This window comes from Photobacterium sp. WH24 (assembly GCF_019204055.1).
Classification (GTDB): domain Bacteria; phylum Pseudomonadota; class Gammaproteobacteria; order Enterobacterales; family Vibrionaceae; genus Photobacterium; species Photobacterium arenosum.
Window position 1 is genome coordinate 88,126 of record NZ_JAGSOZ010000013.1, and the last position, 19,607, is coordinate 107,732.

Annotated in this window: 18 protein-coding genes and 1 pseudogene; 4 read left to right on the top strand and 15 right to left on the bottom strand. The window is 52.0% G+C overall.

The window, feature by feature from the left end; genetic code table 11:
* Positions 1-107: 107 nt before the first annotated feature.
* The 6 genes and pseudogenes from KCG43_RS15810 to KCG43_RS15830 all read right to left on the bottom strand — a co-directional run bounded on the left by KCG43_RS15810 (position 108) and on the right by KCG43_RS15830 (position 6,062).
* The gene (locus KCG43_RS15810) at positions 108-458 is read right to left on the bottom strand and encodes a cupin domain-containing protein (RefSeq protein ID WP_192016263.1); all 351 of its coding nucleotides are present in this window, start codon (positions 456-458) and stop codon (positions 108-110) included.
* A complete protein-coding gene (locus tag KCG43_RS15815; protein WP_192016262.1) occupies positions 455-1,771 on the bottom strand; it encodes an FAD-binding oxidoreductase in 1,317 nt (438 codons plus the stop codon). The genes KCG43_RS15810 and KCG43_RS15815 overlap by 4 nt, the downstream gene beginning before the upstream one ends.
* Positions 1,772-1,784: 13 nt before the next feature.
* A complete protein-coding gene (locus tag KCG43_RS15820; protein WP_255558065.1) occupies positions 1,785-3,110 on the bottom strand; it encodes an FAD-dependent oxidoreductase in 1,326 nt (441 codons plus the stop codon).
* Positions 3,096-3,260, bottom strand: a pseudogene (locus KCG43_RS21450) (rubredoxin); the annotation flags it as partial. The pseudogene KCG43_RS21450 and the gene KCG43_RS15820, both read right to left, overlap by 15 nt.
* A 184-nt stretch (positions 3,261-3,444) precedes the next feature.
* Complete coding sequence (locus tag KCG43_RS15825) at positions 3,445-4,872, bottom strand: aldehyde dehydrogenase family protein (protein ID WP_218386157.1); 1,428 nt, start codon at positions 4,870-4,872, stop codon at positions 3,445-3,447.
* A 2-nt stretch (positions 4,873-4,874) separates the two neighbouring features.
* On the bottom strand, positions 4,875-6,062 hold the full coding sequence (locus KCG43_RS15830) for an aromatic ring-hydroxylating dioxygenase subunit alpha (RefSeq protein WP_192016259.1): 1,188 nt from the start codon (positions 6,060-6,062) through the stop codon (positions 4,875-4,877).
* A 310-nt stretch (positions 6,063-6,372) separates the two neighbouring features.
* Here KCG43_RS15830 and KCG43_RS15835 point away from each other — a divergent pair, with 310 nt between their 5' ends.
* On the top strand, positions 6,373-8,109 hold the full coding sequence (locus KCG43_RS15835; protein ID WP_218386160.1) for a BCCT family transporter: 1,737 nt from the start codon (positions 6,373-6,375) through the stop codon (positions 8,107-8,109).
* Between the two features lie 82 nt (positions 8,110-8,191).
* Here the strand turns inward: KCG43_RS15835 and gcvA are convergent, their stop codons facing one another.
* From gcvA to KCG43_RS15855, 4 genes are all read right to left on the bottom strand, one after another.
* Positions 8,192-9,118 (bottom strand): transcriptional regulator GcvA, encoded by a 927-nt coding sequence (gcvA, locus tag KCG43_RS15840; protein WP_192016257.1) that lies wholly within the window; start codon positions 9,116-9,118, stop codon positions 8,192-8,194.
* Between the two features lie 260 nt (positions 9,119-9,378).
* Positions 9,379-10,173, bottom strand: coding sequence for a 2-succinyl-6-hydroxy-2,4-cyclohexadiene-1-carboxylate synthase (gene menH, locus KCG43_RS15845; protein ID WP_218386162.1), 795 nt, complete (start codon positions 10,171-10,173; stop codon positions 9,379-9,381).
* On the bottom strand, positions 10,163-11,944 hold the full coding sequence (menD, locus tag KCG43_RS15850; protein ID WP_218386164.1) for a 2-succinyl-5-enolpyruvyl-6-hydroxy-3-cyclohexene-1-carboxylic-acid synthase: 1,782 nt from the start codon (positions 11,942-11,944) through the stop codon (positions 10,163-10,165). The genes menH and menD overlap by 11 nt, the downstream gene beginning before the upstream one ends.
* Positions 11,944-12,084: a hypothetical protein gene (locus KCG43_RS15855; protein WP_218386166.1), complete on the bottom strand. Its 141-nt coding sequence runs from the start codon at positions 12,082-12,084 to the stop codon at positions 11,944-11,946. The genes menD and KCG43_RS15855 overlap by 1 nt, the downstream gene beginning before the upstream one ends.
* 282 nt (positions 12,085-12,366) lie before the next feature.
* On the opposite strand from KCG43_RS15855, the gene KCG43_RS15860 reads away from it, so the two are divergent.
* Positions 12,367-12,603 (top strand): hypothetical protein, encoded by a 237-nt coding sequence (locus tag KCG43_RS15860; RefSeq protein WP_192016253.1) that lies wholly within the window; start codon positions 12,367-12,369, stop codon positions 12,601-12,603.
* Positions 12,604-12,704: 101 nt separating this feature from the next.
* Here KCG43_RS15860 and KCG43_RS15865 read toward each other — a convergent pair whose 3' ends face one another.
* The 5 genes from KCG43_RS15865 to KCG43_RS15885 form a co-directional block, all read right to left on the bottom strand.
* Entirely contained in the window at positions 12,705-14,156 is a 1,452-nt protein-coding gene (locus KCG43_RS15865) for a bifunctional 2-methylcitrate dehydratase/aconitate hydratase (protein WP_218386169.1), read from the bottom strand.
* 83 nt (positions 14,157-14,239) lie between these two features.
* Positions 14,240-15,427, bottom strand: coding sequence for a 2-methylcitrate synthase (prpC, locus tag KCG43_RS15870; protein ID WP_218386171.1), 1,188 nt, complete (start codon positions 15,425-15,427; stop codon positions 14,240-14,242).
* A 133-nt stretch (positions 15,428-15,560) separates the two neighbouring features.
* Positions 15,561-16,430: a methylisocitrate lyase gene (gene prpB / locus KCG43_RS15875; protein WP_218386172.1), complete on the bottom strand. Its 870-nt coding sequence runs from the start codon at positions 16,428-16,430 to the stop codon at positions 15,561-15,563.
* 54 nt (positions 16,431-16,484) lie between these two features.
* Entirely contained in the window at positions 16,485-17,165 is a 681-nt protein-coding gene (locus tag KCG43_RS15880; protein ID WP_255558066.1) for a GntR family transcriptional regulator, read from the bottom strand.
* 588 nt (positions 17,166-17,753) lie between these two features.
* Complete coding sequence (locus KCG43_RS15885) at positions 17,754-18,680, bottom strand: DMT family transporter (RefSeq protein WP_218386173.1); 927 nt, start codon at positions 18,678-18,680, stop codon at positions 17,754-17,756.
* A gap of 260 nt (positions 18,681-18,940) precedes the next feature.
* Between KCG43_RS15885 and KCG43_RS15890 the strand changes: the two genes are divergently transcribed.
* Entirely contained in the window at positions 18,941-19,345 is a 405-nt protein-coding gene (locus KCG43_RS15890) for a GFA family protein (protein ID WP_192016248.1), read from the top strand.
* A gap of 24 nt (positions 19,346-19,369) precedes the next feature.
* Positions 19,370-19,573 carry a hypothetical protein gene (locus KCG43_RS15895; protein ID WP_218386174.1) on the top strand — a complete coding sequence of 68 codons (204 nt, stop codon included), beginning with the start codon at positions 19,370-19,372 and terminating at the stop codon, positions 19,571-19,573.
* Positions 19,574-19,607 lie beyond the last annotated feature (34 nt).

Sequence of the window (19,607 nt, forward strand, 5' to 3'; positions counted from 1 at the left end):
GTGCTCGAAAAGAGACAAGAAATCAGACGAAACAGGAACAGACATCGCCCGTATGAGGAGTCTGTCCCTGGTTCGGTGGTAAGCCCTTCAGGCCGAAGTGAATAGGGTCACTGAATGCCGTGTAGTTCCTTCCAGTTTCCCGGATGCACAACATAACCAAACAAGGCATGACCACCATAAATCAGCTCAGTCCCTTCGGGTATCCAGAGCATTTGTCCCGGGTAAACATGGTGGGTTTCCCCGTTTGCGGTCAGCTCAAAACACCCTTCAATGACAAAAACAACTTCGTCATACAATACCGTCCAGGCGACTTTTGCACCTTCCCACCTAGCAAAACCCACACCGATATTCGGGGAAACATCAGGGCTCAGTGCACGTGCGACGTAAGCCATGCCTGGCGAGTCACCACGCACCGTAAAATCGAGATCCTTATTATCTATCACTCTGACTCGTTTCATAATTCACTCCGGCTTTGCCATTTGGCTAAATGAATGCGGCTTTTGACCCCCATCCCCAAAAAAGGCTCTGGGGGGTTCAGGCTTGGCATCCCTGTGACCTGGCGTATGTCTTTCAGGGCGGGGGAAGATTCGCCCATGACGAAGTCCGCCAACAGCGTACCGGATATGGTGCCCCACGCCGCACCCACACCGTTATCACAGGCGCTGGCATAGACTCTGTCATCCAGTTGACCAAAGAAGTTGGTGAAGTTACGGGAAATGGCATATACCCCCCCCCAGGTATGAGTAAATGGCACGTCTGCCAGTGCCGGATAGCGCGCTAAGAACACCTGTCTGTGGTCCTCGCGGATCCGTTTCCGCATGGCGTCTGTCACACTGGCCCCGTATTTGGGTACATGCTTATAGGAGTTTCGAACCAGAATTCGTCGATCGGCCGTCATTCGCAATGTAGTGCCGGCATGATCCGCCGGGGTCAACCCCCAATTCAGTTGCCCTCCGTAGCGCTGCATTTCTTCATCGCTGAGCGGGCGTGTCCAGCTGGCAAACGTCATCACTGGTAGCAAACGGTTTTTCAGGTAACCGAACTCGCGGGTGAAAATACTTGTACCCAGTAATAAATCCGGGGTTTTGACCACACCATTGTCGCCTTGTAACCGCCAATAACCGTTCTCTTTACTGATGCCCCGTATCGGAGAGTTTTCAAGAATTTCCACGTTATCCGGCAAACTTTGAGCCAGTCCGCGCACCAGTGCCGCGGGCTGCATCAGATAGCCGCCCGGTGTGAAAATTGCCCGGCTGTAATAGCGAGTTCCTAACACTTTCGACAACTTTTCAGCTCCAACATGTAAGTAAGGTTCACCCAAATCTTTCATCAGGTGTTCAAAGTGGTCGAGATAAGCTTCACCTCGTGGCCCGACGGCCCCCTGAAACTTACCCACAGCAGACCACTGGCAATGAATGTTGTACTTGCTCACCAGTTTCGATAGCTGTTTAATTGCCAAACGATTTAAAGACAGCAGCTTTTGTTTATGTGCCGGATCAGGATGCTCCAGGGCAAACTTGTGCGGTAAATCAATCACGAAGCCCGAGTTACGGCCAGACGCTCCCTGGCCAATTCGCTGCGCGTCAATGAGCAGAATACGGGAATAAGGTGAAAGCTCAGCCAATCGCCTTGCCATGGCGAGTCCGGCAAATCCCGCACCCAGCACAACATAATCAGCGCTCTCTTCTCCTGCTAACGGTGGGTTTACCGCCGTATCGGGCAGTGCGTCATACCAGCCGCAGCTTGTATCGTCATTCGGTAAGTGAATCATACTTGCTCTCCCGTCACGCAGCAGACTGCTTGAGTGACAATTGCCCTAACCATTGCATACGCGTTGACTGAACCTGTTTTCCCAGCAAAGCAAACCCGATCATCTCGCCTTGAGGTGAATAGAAAAACGCCATCAGTTCTTCGGCTACCGATTCGATATGCCACTCACCCGGTGCGCTGGCAGACACAGGGAAGACCGTCAGTGGCATGAGGGGCGTTTTCACAATCACTGGGCTTTCCTTGAGTGTCACGGGTGTTGGTTCACCCAGCAGGCTTTTCACCAAAGATGGAATAGCTTGAGTAATGGGTGCGATATAAGGCTGCCAGCCTTGAGCGGTTTCTGCGCAATCGCCCAGCGAGAAAATATGGCTATCACTGGTTTGGCCGTAGGTGTTCACTTTGATTCCGCGTCCTACCTCTAAACCCGCAGCCTGGGCCAGCTTGACATTGGGAGTCAGCCCCACGGCACTGAGAACCAGATCAGCCTCAATCTGATTACCGCTGTGAAGGTGTATGGTGTAACCCGTTCCGGCTGATGCATCGCCCGGCGATTGCGTATCACAATCGATTGGTTCTATTGCGCGGATGCTGTCTTGTAACGACCACTTGACACCACGTTCACTGAACACAGCCTGTAATCTTTCCCCAAGCTGCTGAGGGATCAGTCGCGCCATTGGCCATTGCCCCAGACCAATCACAGTTACCTCTGCGCCACTTTCGATCAGATCGTTTGCAAATTCGCAACCGATTAAGCCGTCACCCAAAATGGCAATCCGTTTTTTCCCTTCAAGCCGCTGTCTGAAGTCTCTGTAGTCCATCAGATCATTGACACTCAGCACGGCAGAGCAATCTCCGGCAATGGGAATCTCAATCGGTGATGCGCCTGTAGCCAGTACAAGGCGACTGTAGGCGTAAGGGCCAATGCCGGTGTGCAGAATACGCTTCTCGCGATCAATCTGCTCAACCCGTGTATTGGGGTAAATTCGAATGTTCAGGCGACGTTCCCAGTCCAGCGCACTTTCAGTCTGCAGACTGTCACCGTCTTTACCCAGCGACAATGCATTCGACAAGGCCGGCTTACTGTACAACGCACCATCATCCGCCGTAAAAACGGTGATAGGAACGTGGGCAGACTGAGCCCGAAGTGCTGCTGCCAGCTGATAACCGCTGTGACCACTCCCGATAATGACGATAGGCTCATCGGCACAAACAGGGGAAGCCACCTCAGGTGAAGGTGATTGATCCGCTGCGGGATCCCCCGTTGAATCATCAGGAACTGCGACTGCAGCAACCTTATCCTGCAGTGCGCCTGCCGTGTCATCCGAGCTGATTTCAATCATCTCGAAATCAGCTTTACTGACCAGACAATCAGGACAAAGCCAATCATCAGGCACGTCTTCCCAGGCTGTCCCAGGAGCAATGCCATCCGCGGGCCAGCCCTCTGCTTCATCGTAAATTAAGCCGCAAATGATACAGAGCCACTTTTTCATCACTTTTACTCCAACTACCTTGTTCTGCATTGCCCTGCCATGAAGCCAGTCAGGTATTGCTGTTACCCTATGCCTGCCAGCAGTATCCGGTTCATCCCCTTTCACCCGTACCGGGCCGCCGGACTCACTCCGCCAACCAGATCACGCTGATAGGGAGAAAGGGGACGGATTCTGTTACGTCATTTCAGTCGTGCTGTAACCGAATCGCGATATTACGTGTATGGACATAGCTATAGATCGCTTCCTGTCCTTTTTCCCGGCCAAAGCCAGACAGCCCAACGCCACCAAACGGGGTTTCAATACCGCCAGCAAACCATTCGTTAATGAAAACCTGGCCGCCACGCAGTTGCTGAGCCACCCGTAATGTCTGATTCAGGCTCTCACCAAACACCCCTGCCACCAAACCAAACACGGTTCCGTTAGCAATATCTATCGCTTGCTGCTCTGTCTCAAAAGGCGTGATGACCAGAACAGGACCAAAGACTTCTTCCTGTGCTATCTGCATGTCAGGGGTTGCTTCAATCACAGTTGGTGCAACAAAGTAACCAGATAACTCAGGTGCATAACCCCCGGTCAGGATCTTGGCTCCTTCCTGTCTGGCTTGATCAATCATCGCCAGCACCCGTGTTTGCTGCTCTTTGGAGATCAGCGGTGTCATATCAGGCTGACTTTCACCCTGACCGATGACCAGCCCTTCCGCCATAGCCACAACCGCCGCCTTCACTTCCTCATAGCGGGTTTTGTGCACCAGCAGTCTCGACATCGCAGAGCACACCTGACCTGCGTTGAAAAAGATCCCGGCCTGAACGCTTTTCAGCAGGGTTTGCAGATCAGCATCTCTGAGGACAATCGCCGCCGATTTTCCGCCCAGTTCCATCACAGACGGAGTTGCTCTGTGCGCAGCATCTTGCAAGATACGCTGGCCGGTGGGCACCGAGCCGGTAAAGACGATCTGATCCACTTCCGGATGCTGCACTAAATGGCTGCCAATTTCCGTCCCCTTTCCACAAAGTAAGTGAATGGCACCTTGCGGGAAGCCTGCTTTTTCAATTGCTTTTATCAGCAGCGTCATGGCCAATGGCGATATTTCCGGGGACTTAATCACCACAGCATTGCCTGCAGCCAACGCGGGGGCCAGCGAGCGAGCACAAATTGAAACGGGGAAATTCCACGGCACAATCTGCACAGAAACACCAAACGGCACATATTGCGTAAAATCGATATAATTTTTTCCTAGTGGAATGGAGGTTCCTTCCAGCTTATCGGCCATACCCGCGTAATATTCGAAGTAGCGTGCTGACTCTAAAAATTCATCTTTTGCATCTTGCAGCGATTTGCCGTTTTCACGGCAAGCAATCAGTCCGCCTTCATCAACCAGCTCGCGAATCGCTGCGGCGGCTTTCAGCATCCATTGTGATCGGATCGCGGGGCGCACATCCGACAACAGCCCTTCATTTACGCAACGGCGTGCGGCAGCCATCGCGCGGTCTGCATCAGCAATACTAGCCTGCGCTATCGTCGCATACACTTCCGCTGTACTCGGATTCATGACTGTCAGCGAACGGTCTGCATCACACCACTGACCATCGATATAATTCAGAAAATGCGTCATGATCAGCCCTCCATCGCCGACTTTACTTGCTTCGCCAGCCATGTCTGGAAGAAATGCGTCGGTATATCCATCTCCGGCGAGAACACCCCACCGCCAAAGCCCGGTGAATAACGGCCTTGCTGCATGCCTTCTACCGCGCCAATGTCTTCACCAAACACCACACGCCATGATTCAACCGTTGCGGTGCGGCATGCTGCGAATTCATCCTGGGTTGCTTCATCCCCGACATAAAAAATACGTAAATGCTCAATGCTTTTATCTGCACTGATAGGCTCAATCATCATGGCGAAGGCATGATCAGCCTGAATGCCCAGCAGCACATTCGGAAACAGCGACACGTATTCAGCATGACGAAGCTTGTCCGCAGGCCAGCCCGGAAACTTCGGCAGATGCGTCCCAGCGGTATCAGACAGGTTGTAGGCCAGACTGCCTTGGCCCGCAAAACGCTCAGCAAACATAATGTTGTAATGATCTTCGAGCCGGGAGTAGCTGTTCAGGCTCGGGTGTACCCAAGGCAGGTGGTAAGCCTCGCAGTAGTTTTCGACGGCCAGCTTCCAGTTACAGTTCACTTCGATTTCCAGATTGCCGCCCATGTTCACGCGGCGCAGCAAACCCAGCCCATCGTCCCCGACAAAGCCATGCCAGCGCTGCTCCAGAGGAGCAATATGCTCTTCAAAGCTCGGCGCATCACCAGACAAATTGACAAAAACCATGTCCATCCAAATAGCAGAGCGCAATGGTTTCAGGCCGTGTTTTTCGCATTTGAATCTGTCGTCTTTATGCTTGGCGATCCCACCGATATGTGGTGTGCCTTTCAGGTTGCCATCAAGATCATAAGTCCAGGAATGATAAGGACAGCGAATCATTCCCTGAACTTCACCCGCTTCATGCACCAGTTTCATACCGCGGTGACTGCAGACGTTGTGAAAAACCTGCACTTCCCCCTGACGGTTCTTCATCAGCAATAGGGGCAAATTCATAAACGTAATCGGCTTCACATAGCCATTCTTCACCAGATCTGAAGCAAAGCCGATGCAGACCCAGGTCTGTCCGAAGACATGGTCACGCTCAAAGGTGAAATACTCGGCGTGGGTATAGGCCTCGTTCGGCATACCTGTTGCCTCGCTGATCGGATTCAATACGCGATCGACCAGCTCAATCGGGATGATGGTTTGATTGACATTGCTCATGTTCTTTTCTCCGCAAGTGAAATTGCATTCCGTGATCACAACATGGTGATGTGTTAATGATGCTGATTCTGGTTAACAACATCGCAACAAACAAACGACTTTTTTGGAGGGTGTTAATGAGAAATTGTCATACTTCTATCCGCCGGACTGATAATGCCAGACCCTGTTATTGATAAAATTAATGTTCCATGATCTGAGCTCATTCATGGATGACAAATAATCAGTTGAAACGTCTTTCCGCACTCTCTACTCTTCAAAAAATTAACAAGAACGTAACAACACTGAGCAGCACGCACTGAGAGGGATGTTTATGAGAGCAACATCAGGGATACTGAAAGGGCTAAACCCTACTGTTACGATCGCGTCAAAAGTTGTCGTGATAGGGTTTGTGCTTTTCTGCGCTATCCTCGCCAACCAGGCAGGGCAATATTTCGAAACCATTTCCAGCATTTTATTGCAGAATATGAAGTGGTTTTATATTGGTCTGGTGTCCTTGGTTGTCGGGTTTCTTATTTATTTAATGATCAGCCGATACGGCCATATCCGGCTCGGAAAAGACAATGAAAAGCCGGAGTTTAGCTATTTGTCCTGGGTGTCCATGCTGTTTTCTGGCGGCATGGGAATCGGACTGATTTTCTGGTCAGTCGCCGAACCAATGTGGCACTATGCTGACAATCCTTTTACTGAAGGACTGACCAATCAATCTGCCGCCACCTCAATGCAACTGACCTTCTTTCACTGGGGTTTACACCCATGGTCAGTGTTTATCATTGTGGCTTTAGCACTGGCCTATTTTTCATACCGTAAAGATCTCCCCTTCACACTCCGTTCTATTCTGTACCCTTTAATCGGCAATCGAATTTACGGCCCCATCGGCCACACTGTCGACATTTTAACGGTTGCGGTTACGGCATTTGGTATTTCCCAAACACTGGGTATGGGAGTGATCCAGATTAACTCTGGGTTGAATCAGGCATTTGGCATCGACATCAGTCTGGGGACCCAGCTGGTGATTATTGTCACTCTGTGTACCTGCGCGGTGGCATCCGTTCTGTCCGGCATTGGCAAAGGCATCCGGCGTCTTTCAGAATGGAATATGTTGCTTTCGCTGCTACTGGTAGTGATCGTTCTCTATATTGGCCCAACGCGTTACATTCTGAACACCTTGCTGGAAAGTACTGGCGCTTATGCGCAGAATATTATCGGCATGAGCCTGTGGAGCGATGCGCAAAATGACTCTGGCTGGCAAAACTGGTGGACAGCCTATTACTGGCCGTGGTGGATGACCTGGGCACCGTTTGTTGGCATGTTTGTCGCTCGGATTTCAAAAGGACGCACTATCCGCGAGCTGATAGGCGGGGCATTAATCGTACCTACCCTGATCACCTTCCTGTGGATCTCGGTTTTCGGCGGCGCAGCACTAAAAGTTGAGCAGGACGCTCGCATAGCCCATCAGGAGCAAACTGTCGTTGCAGCCGCACAGCAGACCAATCAAACACCATCCACCGCTTTCACGGGCGGACCGATTCTGGATGCAACCAAAGCAGATACCACTCGAGCCTTATTTACCCTGTTCGATAACCTGGATACGGGTTTATTTGGCAAGCTGTTGAGCGTTCTAGCCTGTGTACTGCTTGGCACCTATTTTATCACCTCAGCGGATTCAGGCACGCTGGTGTTGTGTACCCTTGATGCAGCCGGTGACAGTGAGCCACCGACTTTGATCAGAATACTCTGGGGAATAATGATTGCAGTCATCGCCGCTGTCTTGCTCTATGCTGGTGGACTGAAGGCCATGCAAACGGCATCAATCATCGCTGGCTTCCCGATTGCCATTTTCATCGCCGTCATGAGTATGACTCTGTTTCACTGTCTGCGTCGTGAACCCAAACCCTGGGCAATGCTTCCGGAGCATGTTCACCCTGAACAGGAAAAGCTGGACGGCCCGGTCGAACCACTCGTTGAACCAAAATCCCCCCTGAAAACAGACACAACACCAGCGGCGCAATCAGAAGGGGCAACCCACCAAAAACCCTTATTGTCTTAAAGCACCAGCGAAGCTAATCCATTCAAAAGCTGGAACCTGAGTTCCAGCTTTTTTTGTTCAACTGAGCGTGGATAAAATCCTTTTAGATCAAACCCTTCTCACCGACTTCATCCGGGAGTTGATGCAATAACCACTCGCGAAAGCGCTTCACGCTCGCTGGCATCACCCCCCTGCCAATGGGCTCCAGCATCGAGAAATTTGATTCAGTCGACAACACTTGCTCCACTGGCCTGACTAAGGCACCACTTTGTAAGTAATCATCCACCAATGAACCCCATGCCAGTGCGATACCCTGCCCATTAATAGCCGCCTGCAACAACATTGGATAATTGTTAATATTCATCCGGTTTTTAGGTGTGATATTTGGCAGCCCCACGGCATGAAACCACTCCTCCCAATTCACCCAGTCTCTTTGTGACTCCTCCAGCAAGAGCAAGGTTTTGCTGAACACATCTTCAGGCTCGGTCGGATGACCGATTTTCTCAAGGTATGCCGGGCTGCAGACCGGAAAAACCTCTTCAGCAAACAAGGTGGTGACGTGCATGTCGGCTGGTGGTGTGCGGCAATAGAAAAGCGCTATATCACAATCGAGCCGCCGTAGGTCCTGAATGTTATCAGATGCTAAAATCCGCAAATCTATGTCATCATGCGCATTCTGAAATTCAGCGACTTTAGGAAGCAGCCACAGTGCCGCCATCGCATTGGTTGTCGCCACCGTGATTTTATGGTCGCCCTGCCACTTCTTCACTTCGCCAGTGACTTGGGCAATATCCAGCAACGAATGGCTGATCGACTGATAATACTGAAGTCCTGTCGGTGTCAGGTAAATACTCCTGCTTGCGCGTGTAAACATCGCTGTGCCAAGGTATTCCTCCAGCTGGCGAATTTGTCGGCTAATTGCACCTTGAGTCACATTCAGTTCGTCAGCTGCCAGGGTAAAACTCAGGTGCCGGGCCGAAGCTTCGAAGGCAACTAAGCTGTTTAGTGGGGGAAGCGGTTTGATTCTCATTCTTTTTCCAGTCAGACTTGTTCTGAAATTCTTATAATGCTCACATAATTCATCCGTTAATATTTCAATATTAAGGATAGAACGACGTGAGGAACGCTTGTCTATTCTGGGCAAAAATCAGTAAACAACAATTAAAATAATCAAAGACAGAGACTTAAATCATAGATAATTAAATCCAGAATAAGAACACTCTGTCCATTTCACAATGGAAAGGAAAAGCAAGCTGTGCGGTACTGAATATCGTCATCCTCACTCTCAGATCACAATATCATTTCAAGGGACTGATTCAGCTGACGCCTGAGCGCCATCGCAAAAGCCTGCGGTTGTTCTTTATGGGCGTTGTGTCCGGCATCGGCGATACAGCTTGCCGGCACCCGGCTGTCATTCGCCATTCGTGAAAATTTGCTGTCGTGTCCGCCGTAAAAGTAATGCAGTGGCACGTGCTGCGACTTGAGCGCATCCGCCAGGTAAGCTTGCCGGGCCAATGACGTCGCGAGCAGCATGGCGGCAACACCGGCCCCGAGGTTATCACTGCGGCAATTAAGCATACTTTGTTTTTGCACATGATTAAGCGAAGCAAAAACAGGTTGCTGATACCAGTCGGCCAACACCGTACCGACAGGCTCACGGCGGAACCGGCGGGCCCAGCGACAGTCCTGTCGCCACCGCACCATTTGTTCCTGTTTGGAAGTCAGACCAAAGTGACCGCCTTCCACCGCCAGCAGCCGGATATTCAGCGGTGCAAACAGGCCGTTGGCCACTCCGTGCATGGCGATACGGGCGCCCAGTGAGTAGCCCGCCAGCACCAGAGGACGGGCCGCCAGCTGATGCTGGTTCAGAGTATCGCGAACCTGTCCCGCGGCCTCATCCAGAGAGTGACAGACAACAGCGCGGCTGCCGCCATGACCGGGCAAATCCAGCCCGATACAGGGATAGGCTTGCAGCCACTGAGCGCAGTCAAGCCAGTCTGCTCCGCTGCCCAGCAGGCCATGGAGAAACACCAGTACCGGACGATCCGGCTGATCGCTCCGGGTTAGAAACCGGCTACAGAGCATGCAAATCTCTGATGAACTGACTGAGCTGCTCGCAGGCTTCTCCCGGCGGCGTCTGAATCTCCACCAGTAGCGCGCCTATCCCGGCAAGCAAATGCTCATTCACAACCGTTTGATAAGCAGACAGTGTCGCGGTTTTACAATACGCCAACCCAAACTGACGGGCAGCATGTTCGAACTGATAGCCATGCGGCATCTGGTACAGATGCTGTTTACTGTCCGGCGGGACAGGTAGCAGATCAAAAATGGCACCGCCGTCGTTGTTCGTGACGACGATGACCACAGGTGTTTTACTGTGGGTCAATAACGCCAGCGAGTTCAGATCATGCAGCAGCGAGGTATCGCCCAGCAGCAAGATTAAAGGACTGCCGCTGGCACGCTGCACCCCTGCCGCAGTGGCAACCAGCCCGTCAATACCCGAAGCGCCCCGGTTAGTGTAAACAGTACGCCCGTTAACTACGGTAAACATGTCGACCAGCCGGGCAATCAGGCTGTTACCCAGAAAGAGGCTCGCCTGCTGACCTCTGAGGCTCAGATCCATCGCCAGTGCCAGCTCCGACATTGCACCACAGGCCGCTAAATAGCTGCCGACTCTGGCATGAACCTGCAGCGCCGTCTGCCGCAGTGCCTGTCGCCACTGCGGATCATGTCCCTTGTGCTGCTGAAGCTGTTGTGACTGCTGATGCATCTGTCCGGGCAGCGGATCATCAGCGGCGGTATTTGCTAACGCTGCCAGGGCCATGTTTGCCCAGTCAGCAATACTCGCGACAAAATGGCGTTGCGGCAGGTGGTCCGGATTGTGGCGCGCCCTGTCGGCCGATACATACCAGTAATCGCCCTGCCTTTCACTGGCCTGCCGGGCAATCCACTGAGTCAGGCGCTTAGAAATCAGGCGCGAGCCAAACTGGAGGATCAGATTGCACTCATTCAGCGGCGCGGCCAGCTCGTCAACCTGCAGCCAGAGATCGTAATGCGCCCAGTCACTGCCGATCCCCGACTGCGGATCACACAGCAGCGGACATTCCAGCGCTGCCGCCAGTGCGGCCACCGCCTGCGCGTCTGAAACAGACATGCCACCGGCGATAATGACCGTCTTTTTGCTGCGCAGCGCCTGAATATCATCAGGCACAGTGACCCGTGCAGGCTGAACAGACACACAGGTATAAGGCTGTTCCGTACTTCGCCAGTGAGCGAGCAATCCTGTGTAATAGCACGATTCATCCGGCGGGTCAGGCGAATACAAAGGCTCCGGAAACGGGCAGTTTATGTGCACCGCGCCACCCTGCTGGTGCTGGCGAAATAACAGCTCATCTAACGATGTCAGCAGCCAGCTTAACGGGACAGACACAGAAGGGCTGGGCAAATCCAGGCTGGCGGTCACATGAGAAGAGAAGATTCCCGGCTGGCAGATCGCCTGATTGGCGCCGCAGCCGATCAATTCGGCAGGCCGGTCGGCGGTCAGCAGCACCAGCTTTTCACCGGTCAGCCCCGCTTCAACCACAGCCGGTAACAGATTGGCCACGGCGGTGCCGGAGGTTACGATAACCGCCACAGGCTGGTCGCTGGCTTTGGCCATACCGAGCGCAAGAAAGCCCAGGCCGCGCTCATCAAAATGGGTATGCAGATTCAGTACCGGATGCGCGGCGGCTTCCAGCGCCAGTGGTGTCGAGCGTGAACCGGGGGCGAGACAGATCTCAGTCCCCCCCAGGCGGGACAGTTCTTCGAGCAGGGTTCGCGCCCAGATCCGGTTCAGGTGAGCCTGTTCTCCAATCATCAGGCCTCCTCAGACACTTGCGTGACGGCGGAGAAAACTTCGATTAATGCCAGCAAGCCCGACACGTCAGACAGAGCCGCCAGCGGCTGTCTCAGCCGGGCAAAACCTTCCGGTGCCGTGTGAACACGTTTAATAAGCACACTGACCGTCTGACAAAAATGCAACACCTTGACCTCGCAGAGCAAAATAGGACATCAGCCGAACTCAGCCCGCATTCTACTGCTCAGTCAGCTGCCCTGAGATGCACCAGATCAATATTGTTCTCATTTTTTATCGTGAACCATAAAGAACCTGAGTACAGAGACTTGAAGTTCGCTTTTTCGCCCTTATATCAATAGCCAAAGAGCCATTAGCCTTACTTTCAGTGCGTTTATTTTTTTGAGGGATGACAGGAAAACTCCTGCCTGTAAATTGAGGTGAGCATGCTGACGCAACTACCCAGACTGCATCTGGAATTAACAGAGTGCAGCCCAAGATCCAATAATACCAACCATCAGACATTGGCGCCGCCACACTGGCCGATGAGTCAGGCCTTTCCGGCAATGCCGGTGACAGACAGCACGTTTCGGTTACCCACAGTGAAGTTTGTGATCCTGGTATCTGCTGAGTATGTACTTGAACAATTGAGAAAAGCCATTTCCCAGCCCGTTCTTCACTGATGCGCAGCCTTGTCTTGTGTGATCATACGATTAAGAGCAGACAAAAAAACCGGCGATCAATACGCCGGTTTCTGTTACAGATGGGCAATTCCACATTGTGATCAGTTAATGGCAAACATCGCCATAAACTCATTCACCGGGGTGGCTTCCAGCTTGGCCTGATCACTGCAGAGCTCAACAATCTTATCGCTCATGCCCTGCGGGAAGCGGGTCAGCAGGTTGCGTCTGAACTTACGCTCCAGCACAGGAATGCCTTCTTCACGGCGACGACGGTGACCAATCGGGTACTCGACCGAGACCTTCTCGGTGCTGGTGCCATCATTGAAGAAAATCTGAATAGCATTGGCAATCGAGCGTTTGTCTGATTCCAGATATTCGGCGCTGTAACGCTTATCTTCAATGATTTCCATTTTGCTGCGCAGCACATCAATGCGGCTGTCGCCACGGTGGAAGTCATCTTCATAGTGCTCTGCAATCAGATCGCCGTGAATCAGAGGCACAGCAATCATGTACTGCAGGCAGTGATCGCGGTCGGCAGGGTTGGCCAGATCGCCGGATTTGGAAATAATGCGAATGGCAGATTCGTGCGTGGTCACTTCGATACGTTCGATGTCATCCAGACGGTTCTTTACCTGATCATGCAGTGTCACCGCACATTCTACCGCTGTCTGGGCGTGGAACTCTGCCGGGAAAGAGATCTTAAACAGCACATTTTCCATCACATAGCTGCCAAAATCCTGATTCAGCCTGAACGGCTGGCCGTTGAACAGCACATCGTAATAACCCCATTTAGGTGCGGTCAGCACAGACGGCAGACCCATTTCGCCTTTCATGGTGATCATCGCCAGACGAACGGCACGGGAGGTGGCATCACCCGCGGCCCAGGATTTACGGGAGCCGGCATTCGGCGCATGACGATAGGTGCGCAGCGCACAGCCATCGACCCAGGCCTGAGACACGGCATCTATAATCTGATCGCGGTTTCCGCCCAGCATCTTAGTCACCACAGCCGTTGATGCCACACGCACCAGCAACACATGATCCAGACCTACGCGGTTATAGCTGTTTTCCAGCGCCAGTACGCCCTGAATTTCATGGGCTTTGATCATGGCGGTCAGCACGTCGCGCACGGTCAGCGGCGCTTTGCCTTCCGAAACAGCAACACGGCTCAGGTAGTCAGCCGTGGCCAGAATACCGCCCAGGTTGTCGGACGGATGGCCCCATTCTGCGGCCAGCCAGGTGTCATTGAAATCCAGCCAGCGAATGATGCAGCCGATGTTAAACGCAGCGGTGATCGGGTCCAGCTCATGGGAGGTTCCCGGTACACGCGCGCCGTTCAGTACTGTCGTACCCGGCACTGTCGGGCCCAGGTGCTTGGTGCATTCAGGGAAGCGCAGTGCCAGCAGGCCACAGCCCAGGGTATCCATCAGGCAGTTACGGGCGGTGTTATAGGCCTCGGCTGAGGTAACTTCGCTATTGGCCACATAATCGGCAATTTTTACCAGCAGTTCATCCGGCTGCGGGCGTTCATTCAGTTCAACGTTGAGGCTCATTCATCTTTCCTTTTACTTCTGAGTCGTTATTAGTCTGTGTGGTTAGTCCTCCCCTGTTGGCGGGGAGGTAAATAAGTTAACAGCTAGACGCGTTGGTCTATCGGCAGCCAGTCCTGATGATCCTGGCCGATATAATCTGCACTCGGCCGAATGATGCGGTTATTCTCACGCTGCTCATACACATGCGCGGCCCAGCCGGTGACGCGGCTCATGACAAAGATTGGTGTAAACAACTTGGTGGGAATGCCCATAAAATGGTACGCCGAGGCATGGAAAAAGTCCGCGTTGGCAAACAGGCCTTTTTCGCGTTTCATCACCGCTTCCACCCGCTCAGATACCGCGTATAAATGGGCGTCACCGGCATCGGCCGACAACTTACGTGCCCACTCTTTGATGAGCGCGTTACGTGGATCTGAGTCGCGATAAATTGCATGACCAAAGCCCATGATTTTGTCTTTGTTCGCCAGCATAGTGAGGATATTGCTTTCCGCTTCGTCCGGGGTTTTCCAGTGTTCGATCATCGCCATCGCCGCTTCATTCGCTCCGCCGTGCAGCGGGCCGCGCAGGCTGCCGATCGCCGCCGTAATGCACGAATGCAGATCAGACAGCGTGGAAGCGCAGACACGAGCGGTGAAGGTCGAGGCATTGAACTCATGCTCGGCATAAAGGATCAGCGAGCAATGCATAACCTGCTTATGCAGTTCCGACGGCGTCTTACCGGTCAGCATTTCCAGAAAATATCCGCCGGTACAATCCTGCTCAGAACTGGCGGTATCGATGCGCACACCGTCGTGGCTGTAGCGGTACCAGTAGCAAATGATGGCAGGCAGCATAGCCAGTAAAGTGTCGGTTTTGTCTGCCTGCTGGCTGAAATCCGTTTCCTGAGCCAGGTTACCCAGCATGGAGCAGCCGGTACGCATAACGTCCATCGGGTGCGCCTGTGCCGGAATCGCTTCCAGTACGGTTTTCAATGCATCGGGCAAGCCGCGTTTAGCTTTCAGTGTCGCTTTGTACTGATCCAGCTCAGCCTGGGTCGGCAGTTTGCCTTTCAGCAGCAGATAAGCCACTTCTTCGAACTGGGCATTGTGCGCCAGATCCGTGATGTCATAGCCACGGTATGTCAGGCCGGTACCGGTTTTGCCCACGGTACACAGTGCGGTGCTGCCGGCACTCTGACCGCGCAGACCTGCCCCGCCCAGTGGCTTGTTGAGTGAACTGTCCTTGTTTGCCGTGTTTTCTTTGTCCGCTGTCACTGATTGTGTCGCAGTCATTACAGGCTCCTTTTGTTACTGGTCGTCACGTTATTGGATTGAGACGCTGACTTCGTACGCCTTCTTCTTCTGTTGCATGAATTCTTTCTGTCCCTCCCCCTTTTCAAGGGGGAGGGAATATCCGCGTATGATGTCACTGTTCGCTGAATAGTTTGTCCAGCTTTTGCTCATATTCATGGTAGCCAAGATAATCATAAAGCTCTTCACGGGTTTGCATCTGCTCAACCACGTTGCGCTGGTGGCCGTCTGTCATCAGATGCTGATAGACATTCAGTGCCGCTTTGTTCATGGCACGAAATGCTGACAATGGATAAAGCACCATGTCGACACCCTGCGCGGCAAGCTCTTCGCAGGAAAACAACGGCGTTGCACCAAACTCTGTGATGTTTGCCAGCACGGGCACTTTTACCGCATCAACAAACTGGCGATACTGCTCGAGCGAAATCATGGCTTCCGGGAAAATCATGTCGGCACCGGCTTCAACACAGGCAATGGCCCGCTCGATCGCAGCATCCATCCCTTCAACGGCCAGCGCATCGGTACGGGCCATGATGACAAAGCTGTCATCCTGACGGGCATCGACTGCCGCTTTAATGCGATCCACCATTTCAGCCTGACTGACAATGGCTTTATTCGGACGGTGTCCGCAGCGTTTCTGCGCCACCTGATCTTCCATATGGACCGCGGCGGCACCGGCACGCTCCATTTCGCGAATGGTGCGGGCAATATTGAATGCACCGCCAAAACCGGTATCAATATCCACCAGCATCGGCAGGTCACAGGCGGCGGTGATCCGGCGCACGTCTTCCGTCACATCATTCAGAGTAGTGATCCCCAGATCCGGCAGGCCATAAGAGGCGTTGGCGATCCCGCCACCAGACAGGTAAATAGCCTGATGACCCACCTGCTTTGCCATCATGGCGCAGTATGGATTGATCGTACCCACCACCTGCAGCGGGTGGTTATCTGCAACAGCCTGACGGAAACGCTGTCCTGGCTTCATAACTTGCTCCTTGTTGTTGTAAGAATTATCCGGCAGAACGCATTCTGCTGAGTATCAGTCCTTTTTTAACTGACTTTCGATCAGTGTTCTGCTGCGCATTATGTGGCGACGCATCAGCATTTCAGCCAGTTCGCCGTCGCGCTCCTTTATCGCTGCCAGAATCTGTGTGTGCTCGTTCAGTGCCCGCTCCGGACGTGAATGCGAACGCGGTGATTGATAGCGGTACATACGCAGCAAGTGATAAAGCTCATCGCACAACAAGCTGATTAACTTGCTGTTTCGACTGGCTTTGATGATCCGGTAGTGGAAATCGAAATCACCGTGCTGATGAAAATAGGAGGCGCCATCGACCTGCTCAATATGGGTCTGATGGGTTTGCAATAAGACTTCCAGCCCGGCAATTTCTTCATCAGTGATTTTTTCACAGGCCTGACGCGCCGCCATACCTTCCAACGCTTCCCGCACCGCATAGATTTCAGCCAGTTTCTGCGGGCTGAGTGCAACGACCCGGGCGCCGACATGGGGAATGCGCTCGACCAAACCCAAGGCTTCAACCCGCATCATGGCTTCACGCAGCGGGCCGCGGCTAACGGCAAACTGGCGGGCCAGTTCAGGTTCAGATATCTTGCTGCCGGCAGGAAAAACCCCGGTGACGATGCGCTCTACCAGCACTTCCAGCAAACTGTTGGATTTGGTCGGCTCTTTTACAGCGTCAGCTTTACCGCTCACAGTCAGCGTGGGATCTTGCACATTGTCTACAATATCAATACTCACAGTTCTCTCCAACCTCCCAATCAACCAACATTGTCAACAATACTTAATCAACAAGGAAAAAATAGACCTATAAAAGATAAAAAACAAGCCAATTGTTAACACAAAGTAAATCTGGATGAATAGAATTGTCGACAATGTGAGGGAGATCGACGAGAGAAAATAGAGAAAGGAAAAATGGGCATGGTAAACCCTGAACGGCTAACCCAGCTGTGTTAACAATAGTGCATTTTCGCAAACAGGCCGCAAAATAACCGGGAAAAGCGCGACCGATAAAAAATCATCTCCAATCCGGGCAGTTAAACAGACGGAGCACCTCCGCTCTTAATCACATTCTAAGGCTTGAAAAGTCAGAGGTTGATAGGTCTGGCACGCTGTTCAATATGCTTTTCCAGCGATAAAAACCACTCCGGCAGAAAAAGCACCTCGGCCAGGACGAACAAGGAAATACTAACAAAGCGCGTGTGTACACTGCGCTTTGAGGCAACAAAAAACAGCCAGTCTGAGGCTGGCTGTTTGATCTGTAGTGTATGCAGATAAGAAGAGGAAAGTTTACCGGGTCGAGTCCGTCGCCACTTTTCGCTTACTCAGTGATTTCAAGGTGGACAGCTTCACTTCATGGATCAGAATCGCACCCAAAATGCAGCCTCCGCCCAGCATCTGCATCGGCGAGACTAACTGACCTAAGAAAATAAAACCCAGCATCAAAGCAAAAATAGGCTCCGAAAGCTCAACCAGCTGAACCGTCTGGCTTTTTAATATCGTCAGGGACTTAGTCGTGCACCAGAAGCCGCCTATGGTGGGCAGCAGCGCCAGCAATAAGAGGGTTAACCAGACATCGCTTTCAACACCAACAAAGCCCGACATGGAAAAGGGAACAAACAGATACACCACACCAAACAGCAGCAGGCCGCCAACCGGAACTAACCCGCCGCCAATGTTCAGTTTCTTATTCAGCACCAAAAACAGCCCGTAACCCACACCCGCCAGTACCGCAAACACAAAACCGGTATTATCCGAACTGGCGATGTTCTCATTTTCCATGAAGATCAGGTACAAACCCAGTACCGCGAACAGTACCGACATCCATTCCTGCGCCACCAGGTTTCGCCTTTCAAACAGCGCATTGGCAAAAAATGTTACCAGCGTAGAGACACCAAACAGCAGGAAGACCACCACAGCAACGTTCAGTGTTTCGTAGGACGCCGTTTCAAAAAAATACAGCATGAAAAAGCCAAAGAAACTGCACACCGACAAGGCTTTCCATTTGGTTTTTACATAAGTAAGCAAGGTAGCGATTTGTCCGGTGGCAGCCAGTAACACCACAATGATCAACAAAGCAACGACGCATTTATAAAATGCCACGGCTTCCGGTGAGAGGCCCGACTGAAACAGGTTAGCACTCAGTATGCCAACCATGCCGTTAAAAAAAGCGGCAAGCAGTGCCAGAATGACACCAAAGGTATGTTTTCTATCCATGAAGTTTCTCTGTGTGTAGGGAAGAGAGAATGCCAATTCGCCATTGAGCCAACTGACGTCAATGTTGCATGCTGGTATCAGGCTACTATCAATGATGTTACGCATCAATATGAATATTAAACAAAAACGCCATCAAACAAAAACGCCATCAACTGGCTGCCAGCTTTATTGCGTTGATTATTTTTGCATTTACAGTTTGAACAATATGCAATAGTGTTAAATCCAACGTTTAGCAGGTTGCGAATAACAAGGAATGTTTAATGCGTAAATTACATGGCGGCTGTCTGTGCGGAACAGTCACCTTTTCACTGGATGACGATTTTTCTCATTTTTATTTGTGCCACTGCGATCAGTGCAAAAAACTGACGGGTTCAGCCCATGCTTCCAACCTTTTTACCCAGCCGAACAATATCCGGTGGGAGCAGGGTGAACAAGCCATAGTGAGGTACAACCACCCGACACGCACCTTCTCCAATGCCTTTTGCGGCCAATGCGGCGCGAACCTGCCCTATTTGTCACAGAGCGGGAAAGCCCTGATTGTGCCGGCAGGTTCACTGAACGAGCAGTCTTCTAAATCACCTGACTGCCAGATTTTCTGCGATGAGCAGGCATCCTGGCACAAAGCCGGTATGCTAACTCAACACCTGCCGGGGTTTCCGGAATAACTACTTTTCTTTGAGAATATATCCATGAATCTCTTCGCTGTTATTTTTGCCGTGGCTGTCTATCGATTGATTGAAGAATTAACCGGATTTGATCTTGACGTGTTTGCTGATCCCTCCGACTGGAAACAGCTTACCTTGAAGTTACTCATATATATGTCGTTGTATGCCGCTTTTGATCAGATTTGGCGCTGGTACAAACAATCTTTTGTCACACCGCAACAAGGCTGACTGTCATAAAAAGGAGAGCCTCAATCATGAGGCT

Bases quoted from the DNA above. Each gene is read 5' to 3' on its own strand.
- KCG43_RS15810 (WP_192016263.1), bottom strand. From the start codon at position 458: ATGAAACGAGTCAGAGTGATAGATAATAAGGATCTCGATTTTACGGTG.
- KCG43_RS15815 (WP_192016262.1), bottom strand. From the start codon at position 1,771: ATGATTCACTTACCGAATGACGATACAAGCTGCGGCTGGTATGACGCA.
- KCG43_RS15820 (WP_255558065.1), bottom strand. From the start codon at position 3,110: ATGATTGAAATCAGCTCGGATGACACGGCAGGCGCACTGCAGGATAAG.
- KCG43_RS15825 (WP_218386157.1), bottom strand. From the start codon at position 4,872: ATGACGCATTTTCTGAATTATATCGATGGTCAGTGGTGTGATGCAGAC.
- KCG43_RS15830 (WP_192016259.1), bottom strand. From the start codon at position 6,062: ATGAGCAATGTCAATCAAACCATCATCCCGATTGAGCTGGTCGATCGC.
- KCG43_RS15835 (WP_218386160.1), top strand. From the start codon at position 6,373: ATGAGAGCAACATCAGGGATACTGAAAGGGCTAAACCCTACTGTTACG.
- gcvA (WP_192016257.1), bottom strand. From the start codon at position 9,118: ATGAGAATCAAACCGCTTCCCCCACTAAACAGCTTAGTTGCCTTCGAA.
- menH (WP_218386162.1), bottom strand. From the start codon at position 10,173: ATGCTCTGTAGCCGGTTTCTAACCCGGAGCGATCAGCCGGATCGTCCG.
- menD (WP_218386164.1), bottom strand. From the start codon at position 11,944: ATGATTGGAGAACAGGCTCACCTGAACCGGATCTGGGCGCGAACCCTG.
- KCG43_RS15860 (WP_192016253.1), top strand. From the start codon at position 12,367: ATGCTGACGCAACTACCCAGACTGCATCTGGAATTAACAGAGTGCAGC.
- KCG43_RS15865 (WP_218386169.1), bottom strand. From the start codon at position 14,156: ATGAGCCTCAACGTTGAACTGAATGAACGCCCGCAGCCGGATGAACTG.
- prpC (WP_218386171.1), bottom strand. From the start codon at position 15,427: ATGACTGCGACACAATCAGTGACAGCGGACAAAGAAAACACGGCAAAC.
- prpB (WP_218386172.1), bottom strand. From the start codon at position 16,430: ATGAAGCCAGGACAGCGTTTCCGTCAGGCTGTTGCAGATAACCACCCG.
- KCG43_RS15885 (WP_218386173.1), bottom strand. From the start codon at position 18,680: ATGGATAGAAAACATACCTTTGGTGTCATTCTGGCACTGCTTGCCGCT.
- KCG43_RS15890 (WP_192016248.1), top strand. From the start codon at position 18,941: ATGCGTAAATTACATGGCGGCTGTCTGTGCGGAACAGTCACCTTTTCA.
- KCG43_RS15895 (WP_218386174.1), top strand. From the start codon at position 19,370: ATGAATCTCTTCGCTGTTATTTTTGCCGTGGCTGTCTATCGATTGATT.